Source organism: Bacteriovorax stolpii (assembly GCF_002872415.1).
Taxonomy (GTDB): Bacteria; Bdellovibrionota; Bacteriovoracia; order Bacteriovoracales; family Bacteriovoracaceae; genus Bacteriovorax; species Bacteriovorax stolpii.
In genome coordinates, this window is sequence record NZ_CP025704.1 from 3,032,042 (window position 1) to 3,045,053 (window position 13,012).

General features: G+C 41.2%; 15 protein-coding genes. 10 read left to right on the top strand and 5 right to left on the bottom strand.

Going from position 1 to position 13,012, the window contains the following annotated elements; genetic code table 11:
* The first annotated feature begins 50 nt into the window (after window positions 1–50).
* Complete coding sequence (locus tag C0V70_RS14910) at window positions 51–470, top strand: hypothetical protein (protein WP_102244662.1); 420 nt, start codon at window positions 51–53, stop codon at window positions 468–470.
* Here C0V70_RS14910 and C0V70_RS14915 read toward each other — a convergent pair.
* Window positions 467–1,510, bottom strand: a complete 1,044-nt coding sequence (locus tag C0V70_RS14915; RefSeq protein ID WP_102244663.1) for a hemolysin family protein — start codon at window positions 1,508–1,510, stop codon at window positions 467–469. The genes C0V70_RS14910 and C0V70_RS14915 overlap by 4 nt on opposite strands.
* A 107-nt stretch (window positions 1,511–1,617) precedes the next feature.
* On the opposite strand from C0V70_RS14915, the gene C0V70_RS14920 reads away from it, so the two are divergent.
* Window positions 1,618–2,295 carry a hypothetical protein gene (locus C0V70_RS14920; RefSeq protein ID WP_102244664.1) on the top strand — a complete coding sequence of 226 codons (678 nt, stop codon included), beginning with the start codon at window positions 1,618–1,620 and terminating at the stop codon, window positions 2,293–2,295.
* 38 nt (window positions 2,296–2,333) lie between these two features.
* A complete protein-coding gene (locus C0V70_RS14925) occupies window positions 2,334–2,648 on the top strand; it encodes a helix-turn-helix domain-containing protein (protein ID WP_102244665.1) in 315 nt (104 codons plus the stop codon).
* Window positions 2,649–2,695: 47 nt separating this feature from the next.
* Here C0V70_RS14925 and C0V70_RS14930 read toward each other — a convergent pair whose 3' ends face one another.
* Complete coding sequence (locus tag C0V70_RS14930; RefSeq protein ID WP_158649706.1) at window positions 2,696–3,766, bottom strand: OmpA family protein; 1,071 nt, start codon at window positions 3,764–3,766, stop codon at window positions 2,696–2,698.
* A 384-nt stretch (window positions 3,767–4,150) separates the two neighbouring features.
* Between C0V70_RS14930 and C0V70_RS14935 the strand changes: the two genes are divergently transcribed.
* Together C0V70_RS14935 and C0V70_RS14940 are read left to right on the top strand one after the other, a co-directional pair.
* Complete coding sequence (locus tag C0V70_RS14935; protein ID WP_102244667.1) at window positions 4,151–4,705, top strand: TMEM165/GDT1 family protein; 555 nt, start codon at window positions 4,151–4,153, stop codon at window positions 4,703–4,705.
* A gap of 1 nt (window position 4,706) precedes the next feature.
* On the top strand, window positions 4,707–5,237 hold the full coding sequence (locus C0V70_RS14940) for a methylated-DNA--[protein]-cysteine S-methyltransferase (RefSeq protein ID WP_102244668.1): 531 nt from the start codon (window positions 4,707–4,709) through the stop codon (window positions 5,235–5,237).
* Here C0V70_RS14940 and C0V70_RS14945 read toward each other — a convergent pair.
* Together C0V70_RS14945 and C0V70_RS14950 are read right to left on the bottom strand one after the other, a co-directional pair.
* On the bottom strand, window positions 5,232–7,319 hold the full coding sequence (locus C0V70_RS14945) for a phospholipase D-like domain-containing protein (RefSeq protein WP_102244669.1): 2,088 nt from the start codon (window positions 7,317–7,319) through the stop codon (window positions 5,232–5,234). The genes C0V70_RS14940 and C0V70_RS14945 overlap by 6 nt on opposite strands.
* A 62-nt stretch (window positions 7,320–7,381) precedes the next feature.
* Window positions 7,382–8,062, bottom strand: a complete 681-nt coding sequence (locus C0V70_RS14950; RefSeq protein WP_102244670.1) for a DedA family protein — start codon at window positions 8,060–8,062, stop codon at window positions 7,382–7,384.
* 114 nt (window positions 8,063–8,176) lie between these two features.
* Between C0V70_RS14950 and C0V70_RS14955 the strand changes: the two genes are divergently transcribed.
* A complete protein-coding gene (locus C0V70_RS14955; protein WP_102244671.1) occupies window positions 8,177–8,716 on the top strand; it encodes a glutathione peroxidase in 540 nt (179 codons plus the stop codon).
* Here the strand turns inward: C0V70_RS14955 and C0V70_RS14960 are convergent, their stop codons facing one another.
* Window positions 8,717–9,634 carry an SAM-dependent methyltransferase gene (locus tag C0V70_RS14960; RefSeq protein ID WP_102244672.1) on the bottom strand — a complete coding sequence of 306 codons (918 nt, stop codon included), beginning with the start codon at window positions 9,632–9,634 and terminating at the stop codon, window positions 8,717–8,719.
* 23 nt (window positions 9,635–9,657) lie between these two features.
* On the opposite strand from C0V70_RS14960, the gene C0V70_RS14965 reads away from it, so the two are divergent.
* Genes C0V70_RS14965 through panC form a run of 4 tightly spaced genes read left to right on the top strand, consistent with a single transcriptional unit; the run spans window position 9,658 to window position 13,005 of the window.
* Entirely contained in the window at window positions 9,658–10,554 is an 897-nt protein-coding gene (locus C0V70_RS14965) for a radical SAM/SPASM domain-containing protein (protein WP_102244673.1), read from the top strand.
* A 55-nt stretch (window positions 10,555–10,609) separates the two neighbouring features.
* The gene (locus C0V70_RS14970) at window positions 10,610–10,882 is read left to right on the top strand and encodes a hypothetical protein (RefSeq protein WP_102244674.1); all 273 of its coding nucleotides are present in this window, start codon (window positions 10,610–10,612) and stop codon (window positions 10,880–10,882) included.
* A gap of 36 nt (window positions 10,883–10,918) precedes the next feature.
* Window positions 10,919–12,145 carry a bifunctional phosphopantothenoylcysteine decarboxylase/phosphopantothenate--cysteine ligase CoaBC gene (gene coaBC, locus C0V70_RS14975; protein WP_102244675.1) on the top strand — a complete coding sequence of 409 codons (1,227 nt, stop codon included), beginning with the start codon at window positions 10,919–10,921 and terminating at the stop codon, window positions 12,143–12,145.
* 2 nt (window positions 12,146–12,147) lie between these two features.
* Window positions 12,148–13,005: a pantoate--beta-alanine ligase gene (gene panC / locus C0V70_RS14980; RefSeq protein ID WP_102244676.1), complete on the top strand. Its 858-nt coding sequence runs from the start codon at window positions 12,148–12,150 to the stop codon at window positions 13,003–13,005.
* The last annotated feature ends 7 nt before the right edge of the window (window positions 13,006–13,012 follow it).

Consider the following 13,012-nt stretch of genomic DNA (forward strand, 5'->3'; position numbering starts at 1 on the left):
CCTGCTTCTGCTATCCTCAAGGACATAACATTTAAACTTGTGAGAACGGTATGAAGAAGACACTTCTAGTGATGGGACTTTTAGCTCTAACGACAACTAGCACTTTTGCTTCAGTTGTCAAAGGCCATGACTCAAAAAGAGGATGCACACTTTATCGCGTGATTCACACTGACTCAAAAAAACAAATCCAAAAGAACGAAACAGTTTTCTTAAATAAAGAAGTTTACGGGATTACCTTCGAAAACCTGGCGATTGATTTCGATAATCGTGAAGCTCAGGTTGATGTGGTGATGAACGTTGTGCTGGGATTAAACCGCAACATCGCTGAAACAAAATCAATTATCACTGCTGATAACTCTCAATTTACAGCATTGATTAATCAAGTTAATCGCAAGATCAGTTTACTTGAGAGCGTTTGTTTAAACGCCAACAATGAAATTGTATACGCTAAAGCTTTAGAAAATAATTAGAATTTTTTAAGCAGGTTGCTTCTTCTTAAAAAGAGCTTGACCTTGCCATCTTCATCTTCGTCGATGAAGTCCCCGAAGACGTCTTCAAGAATGTCTTCCAGAGTGATGATTCCCAATGGAGCTTCCAAGCTTCCAACAATCATGAAGTGGGCCTTCTTCTTTTGCATCGTTCTTAGGGCATGAAGAACTTTTGTATCCGGTGAAAGTGACTGAATCGGTCTGACGAAGCTTAGCCAGTTGTCTCCCACTCCACTTTGTGAAAGGTTAACAAATTCTTTTGAATGAAGATAACCATAAACTTCGTTGGCATCAACGACAGGAATTCTGGTTCTTCTCGTGCCTAAAATCAGCAACGACACTTCTTCAGGTGTGGCCACTGAGCTGATCTTATCTACTTTTTCCCAAGGAACCATAACACTCTCAACCTGTTTAGCATCCAGGTCTAGCAGGTTGTGGAAATATTCCTGATATTCTTTTCTAAGTCCTTTTAATGAAATCTCATCGTTTGCGGCCTCTTCTTGTGTGCTTGGTTTTGATTTCATGATCAAACGTAAGATGAAATCGGTCGCCTTCTCCATTGGACTAACCAAAGGTCCCAGGATTTTTTCTGCAACTCTTAAAGCTGGTGCCAGCGCAAGAATAATGGGCATTGAAAATTTAATTGCCAGAGATTTTGGAACCAACTCTCCGATAACAACTGAAAGAATTGTAAGAGGTGCAACGATCACAACAATTGAAAGTGTTTCAGCAAAATGTTCGCTTAGTGCAAAAGTCCGCATGAAGAAAGGAGAAAGCGACTCTTCGGCGCCGGCACCGGAAACCGCTCCGGAAATGGCCCCAACTAAAGTAATACCAATTTGAACAACTGAAAGGATTCTTTCAGGCGATTTCGCCATCTCTTCGATCCACGCGGCTGTTTTGTCTCCAGAAAGCACGCGCTTTCTTAAAACCTTATCGTCAATGGTGACGAAGGCCATCTCTGCACAGGATAAAATAGCGTTTAGTAAAAGACAGGCACAAACAATGACAATAGTGATCATTTTTTTCTCAAAAAGACGGGAAATTCAAACTTATTTTAGAGTTTTCGCTGTAAAATGACCAATAATTATTTTCCCTAACTGCGTTAGAGTTGGTAGGATTCCTTCTTATGAACGCCAAAATTCTTATTCAAGATATTGATCGGTCTCGTTGTGTTGTAAGTGAGTTTAAAAAACTTGCTGAAGAGTACTGCGAATTAGTGAAAAGTTTTGGGTTTAAAGCGAAACCTTACCGCGACTCAGGCGTACTTAAATTTGAGAGCTGCAAGATTGAGCAAAAAACCCGCGCTATTGCCTACCTTGATGCCAACATTGAACTGCTAAAAGAATGTGTGGCCCAGGGAGATGACCCTCGCAACTCTGCTCAGATGTTGTGGAGAATTCTAAAAAAAATTAAAGCGGTTCCAGAAAATGACATCTTCGATAAAATTGCCCAAGGGGACGTTGTTGAAGTTTACCTGGATGACCACATCCAGATTTACAGAAACCTGGAATTTTTTAACTTTACTTCATTTACCATCGACGAGCTGCTTTGCGGGACATGGTACAAGCTTTATAAGAGGGATTTTCTTCCCACTTTAAAAATGATGAAGATGGCCTTTAAATTATTAACTAAAAGATTAAATAAAACTATGCCCTGGAATGTTCCTGAGCACGTGTTTGACGAAATCGGTAGCGAAGAGAATTTAAGACACAGTATTCTTTTAAAATACCTTTCGCCCCTGACGAATCAAGGAAAGATGGTTGGAGCAATCTGCATCAGCCATGCAAAACTGGTTCAGAAATAAAATTAAAAGAAAACTTTCACTTAAATCGAGGAATGATTATGGCCAAAAAAGTTAGAACGACAAAAACAAAACGCGACCCAAAGAGAATCAGGGAAAACCTTGGAACTTTCCTAAAGGATAAGCGCCTTAAGAAGGGTTATTCACAAGCAGACTTCGCTGCAAAACTTGGCTACGCTAGCCCGCAGTTTGTTTCAGACTGGGAAAGAGGTGTCTCGAGCCCTCCAATGAAAAAACTTCCAGAAATTGCCAGTGAACTTAACGTTAAAATTGATGTTTTATTTGAACTTCTTGTCGACCTGGCCACCAACCAGTTGAGAGAAAACCTGAACGAAGAATTTAAAAAAATCAGCTAAAATAAAAAAGGGCCCAATTCTGGGCCCTTCTTCTTTCATCTTTTGAGTTATTTAGACGATAGAACCGCCACAACTCTTCTGTTTGTTTGTCTTCCTTCTGGTGTGCTATTGTCAGCAATTGGATTTTCTGGTCCAAATCCTTTTGCCGTTAAACGCTTTTTATCAATTCCACGCTTAATTAGAGCATTCATAACCGACTTCGCTCTTGCAGCTGAAAGCGCTACGTTCTTAGCTTTAGAGCCTGTATTGTCTGTGTATCCTTCGATCTGAACGTTTACTTCAGAGTATTTTTTTAGGAACTCTGCTACTTCATCTAAGTGCGAATCGTACTGAGAAGAAATCATCGATTTCCCGCTGTCGAATTCCACGTTGATTGTCATCGTTGCTTTTTCGCTTACTGCACATCCGATAGCATTAACTTTTGAACCCGCAGGTGTACCAGGACATTTATCTTCCGGATCTTTTACACCATCATCATCAGAGTCAAGGTTACTTTCATCAACGAAGCCAGATTTAACTGGTTCTTCTTTTTTCATTTCCTGTTTTGCCGGTGCTTCTTCTTTGTAAGCTTTTGCACTGTCACCACCAAAGTACCAAGTCAGTGCCAATTGTGGAGTCACGATGTGTGCTCTGGTTGTTGGCATATCACCCATAAGTTTTGAAACGTATTGATAGTCTGCTAAGACACCTAGAGAGAACCACTGAGTAACACCGTACTCAACTCCAAGACGGAAAAGACCGCTTAACTTTGCACTTTTTGGAGTGAAGTTTTTAAGTCTTGTCACGCCAAGACCAGCTCCAACGATTGGAGTAAAATCACTAGCCCCTGAAAGTCTCCAGACTCCTAATGCATTGATGTTATCAAGACGGATTTTTGTATCTTCAAATTCAGAACGAGTGACAGCAAGTTCTAGATTCCACGACTCATTGAAGTGGTAGCGTCCATGAACGCCATAACCAAAGTCAGCATCAGCTGTTGAGTTAAACGGGTTTCCAAAAACTGGAATCGAATACCCTCCACTAATACCTAGACCAAATTTTTTAGATAAATCGTAAGCTTCTGCACTTTGAATAAAGGCCACGGCCAATAGTAGTGCGGTTAATTTTTTTAACATCATGTTCCTCCTTAAGATGAAAAAATCCTGCACAAATTGGTAACTCATTACTAAGCAAGCGTCTATTGTTTTAAATAAAAATCAGCTACATCATTCGTGACTACTTAAGCCAAAGTATAAGTCATTCCTACCTTAATTTGTTATTTTGAATTGACTGTTATCACACTCCACGTTATTCTCAAGCTCGTTAGGGAGTAGTTTTTCTGATTGATAAAATCAGGATTATCGATCGACATACTGGGTACAACCCCCGGTCGATAAGGGAAGCCGCCAGGCTTTTTTAACGAGACTGACATGTACGAATTTAACTTCGTCGTGTCGTCTTATATAAGCTCCAATCAACAAGCTTCATAGGCCTCACGACTACAAATAGCTGAGGATCTTTTCATGGACATTATCTTTAACTCTTTCATCTTCGTTGCCTTAACTGAAATGGGCGATAAGACTCAACTTCTCGCATTCGTTCTTGCCAGCCGTTTTAGAAAACCATGGACTATCTTCTTTGGTATTTTCATCGCGACAATTCTCAATCACCTCTTGGCCGCATGGGCCGGTCGATTTGTCTCAGACCTTATCCCTTACGTTTACTTAAAGTGGATTCTCGCTCTTACGTTTATCGCCTTTGCTATTTGGGTAATGATTCCAGATAAAGATGAAGGTCTGAATGAAAAAAGAAAATGGGGAGCTTTCCTTACAACAGTTGTAACCTTCTTTCTTGCTGAAATGGGAGATAAAACTCAGCTGGCGACAGTGGCCCTTGCAGCAAAATATAACGACCTCGGATTAGTGACCGTCGGATCCACTTTAGGGATGATGGTAACTTCTGGACTGGCCGTTTTTTTCGGTGATAAGATGACCAAAAAGATCCCGATGAAATGGGTTCACGCACTAGCAGCGGTTTTTTATGTGATCTTTGCTATTGCGATCATCGTCAAAGGATAAAATGGAAAAACTTCATTACAATACAATGCCCTCGCCTATTGGAAAAATCACCCTGGTGGCCAGTGAGGACGCGCTCTGTGCTCTTTATGTAAAAGATGAAGAGAAACCTAAAATGGTTGGAGCGGTAAAAAATGAAGACAATAAAGTTATCCAAAAAACAATCAAACAACTAAATGAATACTTCGCCGGCAAGAGGAAGACGTTTGATCTTCCTCTTAGTCCTGAAGGAACTGAATTCCAAAACCGCGCCTGGAATGCACTTTGTGAAATCCCTTATGGGCAAGTGTGGAGTTATGGAAAGCAGGCCCAGTACCTAAAAGCTCCCAACGCTCAAAGAGCTGTCGGTGGCGCCAATGGGAAGAACCCCATTCCGGTTATCATTCCTTGTCATCGCGTGATTGGTTCGAGCGGAAAGCTCACTGGTTTTGCCGGAGGTATGGAAATGAAAATCTTCCTCTTAAAACTAGAAGGCCATGAGGTTGATACTCATGGCCTTAAGTTAAGTAAGCAATTAAGCTTCGAATCGTTATAAAACTTTATCAAAAATAGTGATGATCCATTTCTTCCAGAAGACAATCTTTTGTTCCTCTGTCAGCTGGCGAGAGATTTTCATATACTCTTTGTATAGTTGTCCCATCTCTGTTGTGAATTTTCTGTCGTTTACCACTACACCGTTTTCCAGATCGTGGTAGAAACTTCTCTTGTTTAAGTTAACCGAGCTGATAAAAGACACTTCATCATCAACCATTAGAAGTTTTGAGTGAAGAATAACTTTTGGTTCAGTGTACTCGAATACTTTTACTTTCTTTAAGAACTTGTTAACCCCGTCCTTGTTTACAGCACCAAGGATGAAATCCGCAGTGTCTCCTTCCAGGTCAAGGCGAGTGATAATTGTAATATCTACACCTCTATCAACTGCTCTTTGAAGAGCATCATGGATTTCTTTTACCGGTCTAAAGTACGGCGAACTAATAAGGATTTTCTTTTTAGCTGAATCTACCATGCGTGCATAGAACAGGTTCAGGTTTGGTTCGTCCTTAAATGGAATCGAGATATAATGTCTTAGGCTTTCTTCTTCTGATTCAGCAGCTGCTTCTTTCTGAACAGCTACACTAGAGAGCTTCATTACCAGGTTGTCTTTGTTGATATGGTAAAAGTTCATGTAGTGACGAACAACGCTTTCAACAAAGTTTTGTCCCTTAATGACCATTTCAAAATCTCTCCAGTATGCCCATGACTCATCACCAGAAACATAGTTTACGATTTCCGGGAATTTTGAAACATCTACCGGTGTCTTAAAAACGAAACCGTCGTGAACGTTACGTCCACCCACGATAACAAAAGAGTTTTCAGGAGTTTCCTTTGAATAAGCAGCAAACATTTTTACGTGGTTTGTACGGTGGAATTCAGAAATCCACGCTCCACCTTTTTGAGAGTTATCAAACTGGTATCTGACCACTTTCATGTTTGGGTGCTCTGCCATGAGTTTTTCATACATCGCCACGTCTTTATCTAACGTGATAACGTCAGAAACCACGATGCGAACGAGCGCTCCCTGATCTGCATGGTAAGCAAGAAGTCTTGCTAAAAGAGTTCCGTAAAAGTCTGCTCTAAAAACCAGGTATGAAACAAGGATTGAATCAAACTTTGGAGCTTTAGAGAAATCAAGTTCCGCGTAAGGATTTCCTTTTTTAATGAAATCCTTTGGTAGATCGTGTCCTAAAAGACCAATCACGCGAGCGTGTAAGCTGTCTTCCGGCTCAGGAAGAATGTTGATTGAGTCGTACTTCATAGGACATGTCATATTTGAGAAATCTGTCGTCTCAAAAAAGCGACCTGTATCTTTCTTCAGCGAGCACACTTCTGTCGTTGAAAGAAGTGATTCTAAACCTTTTAGTTTGCTGCTTTCGTTAACAACTTTAAAAGAGTATGTCTTAGGCTTATTTTCCAGTGAACTTGTAAAAGAGAAATCACAAGACTTTAAATCAGGATGAAAACTAAAATCTCTCCAGTCATTAGAGATCTTCTTATCCCCTAGTGAGAATTTTACAACCTGTCCTGCTTTTGCCTTTTTATTTGTAAAACCGTACTTCATAACAAACGGAGCATCACATTTTACTGCGAAATCCATTGTCGGTTTTTGTTCATTTGATCCGGCCTCATGTCGATAGCCCATTGCTGTGAAAAAGTTATGCGTTAAGCGTACTTCCGTCTGGCGGGCCTCATAGGTAGAGATCGATAACTGAACATTTTTTTCAGGTGAATAAAGTTCAAGCTTTCCTAATTCAATACGCTCTTTTTCTTCACGCCACTCAGTTGGATTATTAGTGATAGTGCTCCCACCCACATCCAGGACAGAAATTCGAGACTCAATATCTTTGATCTTCTTATCAAGATTTTTCTGCTCGTCTTGAATCTTTAATAGTTGTTCTTCGTTTTTCTTTTTCTGGAAGTGAACACTCATCGCTCCCAATTCAACTTTACGTTGCTTCAGCGAACGCAGCTCTTCCCAATCTTTAGAGTCAGTCACAGAACTCGGCATACGAGTCATTGGCGTCTGACAACCAACGAATGACAGGAGTAATACTAGGGCCGTGGCATTTCTAATTTTCATAAGCAACCTCTTGAGGCTACTTATCGAGATGGAAACCTAAATAATTAAATTTTTGAGTGGGGTTAGGTCGCGCTTGGTTCTTTTTTCCCGAAAATTCTCTTCTTCACTTTAACCGCTATATAAAGACCAGCGGCAACCAACGCAATAATAAGGGCATAGTGTTTTACTTGCTTAATAGTTGAGAGAATCACTTCTCCGTAGTGAGCAAATAGATAGACCTGAGTTGGTACGGAAATAAGAGCAGCTAAACCGTCGGCCGCTAAGAATGTCCACGGGGAGATCCCCATCATTCCGCATGAAAGGTGTCCTGGAAAACGCACACCAGGAGTGAAACGAAAAATTGCTGGAACTAAAAAGCGGTGCTTGTGAATCATCGTTCTCGATTTCTCCAGTGAGTTCTCTCCTAGGTACTTTCTAAAAAACTTATGCAGCCACGGGCTGGTTCCAAATTTTTTTCCCAACGAATAGACGATGAAGTCACTTATCATGATGGCGAAAAAACAAACGGCCATGGCGGTGTAAATATTAAGTGGAGAAATGCTCACGCCTTCAGGCGGAGGGTATTGATCAGGATGTCGGCCCATGTGAACGATAAGCCCTAATGCGACGATCGTCACCTCTTCAGGGATCGGCAATCCAAAACTTGAAAGGAACATCATGGCAGAGACAATCGAATACACCAGCACAGGTGAATGTGCATACTGGATCACGAATGGCATAATCTCTGCATCAAAAGGAAACATACTGCCCCAAGTAAATAGACACGCTCATCATAAGGGATAAACATTGCTCAGACAACCTTCCCAACATGAAAAACAGAGCTATAATCATTCCAATTAACATAAAACGAGGTTTTCATGTCGAAACTTTTATTGTGCTTTGCTTTTATTTCATCAACTCTTTTTGCTACAAACGTTAGAGCAGAAAATTTCTATGACTTTAAGTACGTCGATACAAATAAAAAAGAAGTCAAATTCAGCGAGTTCAAAGGAAAAACAGTGATGATCGTCAACATTGCTACACGCTGTGGTTTTACCGGCCAGCTTGATGACATCGAAAAACTTTATCAGAAATACAAAGGCAAAAACTTTGTGGTTGTGGGTTTTCCCAGCAATGATTTCCTTGGACAGTCTCCAGAGTCTAACGAAGAGATCGCAAAATTCTGTCGCTTAAAATACGGCGCGACTTTCCCTATCGTTGAAAAACAAGTGGTCAAAGGCGATGGCATCACTCCGCTCTACAAATGGCTGACAACTCAAAAAGGCTACGAAGGAGATATTGGCTGGAACTTTGTGAAGTTCATCATCAACAAAGAAGGTCATGTTGTTGGACGCTTTAGTTCAAAAATTGACCCACTTGATGAGAGTGTGACAAAGAATATTGAGAAAGTTCTCTAATTACTCAGCGTAAACCAAGAACTCTTGTTTGTGTGATGGCAACTGAGTTGCCATCACAACTTTAAGCCCCATTTTCCCCATGATGTTTAAGTACATCGGCACTCGAGACACCAATTCAAACTTAGTCATCTTAAGCGTAATGAAAGCACCTTTTAGTGAAGGTCTGATGGCATCGACAACTTTTTCAATTTCGCGCAGTGACCCTTCCGGTGCCAGGTTCATATCGACGTACAACCACTGGACGTGATCTTTTAGCGAAGAGACGTGGAAATCCTGAATCGAAACTTTATGGTGAATGAAGTTTGGATTCTCCATACACACTGGCGCCATCTCTCCTGGATCAACACCTTCAACTTTTAATCCTTGCTTCAAAAGCGCATACGTCGCTCCCCCTGGGCTTGAACCAATTTCTAAAGCAGTATCACCTGCAGGAAGATTCACTCCCATGTATTTCATTCCATCAATCACTTTTAAATACGCGCGCGATGGAGCTTCTTCTGGAAGAACGGCAGTGCTAAATCCTCCAGGAGTTGGAGAATTGAAAATGCCTGATTTAAATTCACCGAAGTAGTATTGGTTATCAGAAACTTTAATAATTTCTTTTACCCAGTCACCACTTTGGTATTCGTAAGTTTCAAAAATTTCTCCGCTAAGAGAGTAGTACAGGGCCTTACCTTGCCACTTAGAACGGATTTCTTCGTACGATCCTCTTCTGATAAATTTACCGAAGTGACGACAGAAAACAGGTCTCAACGTCTTCCCTAATCTCCTCGTTTCTTTAAACGTCAGGAACCCCTCCGTGGAGTATGCAAAAGCAAGCTCTGGATAAATCAGGCGGATCTCTTCCTTCAGGAACTTCTCTGAGCCCGGGTTACATAGGAAATAGTAAAAATTAGGTGGTGATTGGTCTTGAGACATAATGTGTGCTAAATAGCACGTTAATGAACAAATTCAAACGCGTTTATATTGAAATCAGTAATATTTGCAACCTTCAGTGCTCATTTTGCCCTGTGGTTGAACGCGACAAGAAGATCATGCCCGCTGATATGTTCAAAAGTATTATCAATAACGTCGCCCCCCACACCGAGCAAGTTTGTTTACACCTGATGGGAGAGCCCCTGGCCCACCCGGAATTTGAAACCATTATTAAATACTGCGAGGAAGCTGGTGTGCGTATCAATCTCACGACCAATGGGATTTTACTAAATCGCTATAAGCAGCTGCTTTCAACTTCTCCTGCTTTTCACCAGATCAATTTTTCAATTCATGCTTTTAAAGACAATTTTAAAAATAAAGACATCAATCCTTACCTTCAGGATATTCTCAATTTCTCGAAGGAGTCGCAGGAAATTCGCCCTGAGCTTTATATCAATTACCGCCTGTGGAATATCTTTGAGACCACAACTCAGAATGACTCAAACTCTGATATTTTAAAAACCATCGGTAACTTTTTTGAGACTGAAATCAAAGAAGACATCGACGTTGGAAATATTAAAAGTAAACGCATTTATAAGCGCGTCTACCTGCATTTTGACTCGCGTTTCGAGTGGCCAAGCCCACTGATGCCTAAACAATCTGAAACTGGATTTTGCCACGGACTCTCTTCTCATATTGGAATCCATGCCGATGGGACAGTGGTTCCTTGCTGCCTCGACAAAGAAGCACGCATCGACCTGGGAAGAATGCCTGAAATGTCTCTCTCTGAAATCCTGCAAGGCCAGAGGGCCCGCGCTATGAAGAAAGGCTTCGAGGCAAAAAAACTGGTCGAAGACCTATGCCAGCGCTGCACCTACATCAAGAGATTTCAACCAGTTAAGCAAGCCCAAGCGGCCATTTAAGCTTTCCCCTATAATATCCGATAAGTTCCGTACAATATTCTACGAGGCTAGGGGTATGACCGAACAAGAATTGCAACAAAAAAGGCAGGAGTTCCGTGACCAAGAGGTCATGAACAAAATCAGCCAATATTCTTCTTCGTCCACTGTCGAGTATAGACACCAGGTTTTAAAGTCCAATTACACCTACAAAAAGGTCGATAAGAGCTTAGGAAAGATGGGCTGGTTTCTGGTAGTTACGCAAGCAACTTTCCTCATTTTTTTCTCTACTCTTTTTGTCTTTAGTTACATCCCGCACACTAAGAAAATCGTGACTATGGTCATGCCTTAAATTGCAAACACGCGCCTTTTATGAAATATTCCTTCAATGAGAATATTGTTAGGCGTAAGCGGTTCAATCTCAGCTTACAAATCATTAGACATTGCTCGCGGACTGGTCAAAAAAGGACATGAAGTTAAAGTTATTTTAACTGAAGGTGCTTTGAAATTTGTCGTACCAGAAGTCTTCACTTACTTAGGTGTGAGTGACGTGTATAAAGCGCAAGACGACTTCGTTCACAAAAACGTTCTGCATATCGACCTGGCACGCTGGTGTGATGTATTTGCGATTGCTCCAGTATCGGCCAACACTCTTTCTCGTTTAGCTCAAGGTCAGGCTTCAGATTTATTGTCATCTGTTTTCCTTGCGCTTGAGCCACACAAGAACACTTTAATTTTCCCGGCGATGAACACTAATATGCTTCATCACCCCTTCACTGAAAAAAATATCGAAGACATTAAGAAACTTAAAACTCTAAACAATCTTTTTGTCTCTCCTACTGACGCCGGTATCTTAGCTTGTGAAGAAGTGGGCCTTGGAAAACTTCCAAATGTCGATGAGATTATCGAAATCATCCCGACAATGATCAAACCTATCCAGAGCGCTGACCAAAAAACAATTCTGGTTACAACTGGGGCGACGATTGTTCCGCTTGACCCTGTCCGCTACCTGACAAACTCTTCTTCGGGAATTACTGGTTACTACCTGGCAGAAGCGGCCCTTTCAATGGGACACAAAGTAGTGATGATTGCCGGCGCTCACTCAACGGCAAAATTAAATCTTTATTCAAAACACCCTAACTTCAAACTTCTTCGCGCTAAAACGGTTGAAGAGATGAAGGATGCGGTTCATTCACACTTAAACGACGCTGATCTCTATATTAGTTCAGCTGCGATTTCTGATATCGAGTTTGACGTTTCTGATTCTAAAATCAAAAAAGACTCTATGGGCGATAGCCTAAAGATCAAACCGGCGACCGATGTTTTAAAAACAGTGCTGGAAAAGAAAAGTGCAAAACTTAAAGTTGTAGGATTTGCCGCAGAAACAGACCCAAGTGATTCTGTGTTAAATAAAAAAATGCAGTCAAAGCCAGTTGATCTTTTAGTAGGAACTAAAGTGAACAATGGCCTGACTAAAAACCAGGAAGTCACAGGCTTTAATGCTGACTTCGCTGAATACCGCCTGCTTTCGCCAAAAGGTTTTACTTACGAAGGCATCTTAACAAAAAAAGAACTGGCCCATAAAATTATCCTCCAGTTTTTTCCACCTAACTAAATATGATTAAAGTATTCACGACGAAAAAAGATTTCGACCATTACAGAAATGCGCTTAAAAGCGAAAAAATCGGTCTGGTCCCAACGATGGGAAATCTTCACAAAGGACATATTTCGTTGATTGAAAAATCGACGGAAGAAAACGATGTGACGATTGTCACGATCTTCGTAAACCCCAAACAATTTGGGCCCAACGAAGACTTTGATAAATACCCGCGCACACTTGATGAAGACCTGGCGAAAATTTCGGCCATGGCCTTATTAATCAGCGCTCAAAAAGAGATTGCCGTTTTTGCTCCGGGATCAAATGAAGAAATTTACCCGCAAGGGTTCTCGACAACGATCTCTGTGGGACCTATGACTCAGAAGTTTGAAGGTTCAGTAAGACCGACTCACTTTGATGGAGTGACAACAGTTGTTTACCGCCTGTTTACTATCACTCGCGCACACATTGCGTACTTTGGGCAAAAAGATGTTCAGCAATGCCTGATCATCAAAAAGATGGTGAAAGACCTGGATATCAAAATCAAGATCCACATCATGCCGATCGTAAGAAACGCCGAGGGTCTAGCTCTTTCAAGCCGCAACCAATACCTTTCAGAAAGTGAGCGTGCAGAAGCTTTAACGCTTCCACAGACACTAGTGAAAATTGAAAAACTCATCCGCACCAAACAAGACTACAAAACGTTTGTAAGTGATGTTTTAAAAAATGATAAGAGATGGGATTACCTGGAAATCCTCGACTCTGATAACATGGAAGCCCCGAGTGCCAAAACCCAGGAATTAGTCATTGTAGCGGCTTTCAGATCAGGAACCACTCGCCTACTAGATAACATTTTGGTTCCGGTTCACGCAGGATAATTTTAGC

Coding starts and splice junctions, on each gene's coding strand:
- C0V70_RS14910 (WP_102244662.1), top strand. CDS start 51: ATGAAGAAGACACTTCTAGTGATGGGACTTTTAGCTCTAACGACAACT.
- C0V70_RS14915 (WP_102244663.1), bottom strand. CDS start 1,510: ATGATCACTATTGTCATTGTTTGTGCCTGTCTTTTACTAAACGCTATT.
- C0V70_RS14920 (WP_102244664.1), top strand. CDS start 1,618: ATGAACGCCAAAATTCTTATTCAAGATATTGATCGGTCTCGTTGTGTT.
- C0V70_RS14925 (WP_102244665.1), top strand. CDS start 2,334: ATGGCCAAAAAAGTTAGAACGACAAAAACAAAACGCGACCCAAAGAGA.
- C0V70_RS14930 (WP_158649706.1), bottom strand. CDS start 3,766: ATGATGTTAAAAAAATTAACCGCACTACTATTGGCCGTGGCCTTTATT.
- C0V70_RS14935 (WP_102244667.1), top strand. CDS start 4,151: ATGGACATTATCTTTAACTCTTTCATCTTCGTTGCCTTAACTGAAATG.
- C0V70_RS14940 (WP_102244668.1), top strand. CDS start 4,707: ATGGAAAAACTTCATTACAATACAATGCCCTCGCCTATTGGAAAAATC.
- C0V70_RS14945 (WP_102244669.1), bottom strand. CDS start 7,319: ATGAAAATTAGAAATGCCACGGCCCTAGTATTACTCCTGTCATTCGTT.
- C0V70_RS14950 (WP_102244670.1), bottom strand. CDS start 8,062: ATGTTTCCTTTTGATGCAGAGATTATGCCATTCGTGATCCAGTATGCA.
- C0V70_RS14955 (WP_102244671.1), top strand. CDS start 8,177: ATGTCGAAACTTTTATTGTGCTTTGCTTTTATTTCATCAACTCTTTTT.
- C0V70_RS14960 (WP_102244672.1), bottom strand. CDS start 9,634: ATGTCTCAAGACCAATCACCACCTAATTTTTACTATTTCCTATGTAAC.
- C0V70_RS14965 (WP_102244673.1), top strand. CDS start 9,658: ATGAACAAATTCAAACGCGTTTATATTGAAATCAGTAATATTTGCAAC.
- C0V70_RS14970 (WP_102244674.1), top strand. CDS start 10,610: ATGACCGAACAAGAATTGCAACAAAAAAGGCAGGAGTTCCGTGACCAA.
- coaBC (WP_102244675.1), top strand. CDS start 10,919: ATGAGAATATTGTTAGGCGTAAGCGGTTCAATCTCAGCTTACAAATCA.
- panC (WP_102244676.1), top strand. CDS start 12,148: ATGATTAAAGTATTCACGACGAAAAAAGATTTCGACCATTACAGAAAT.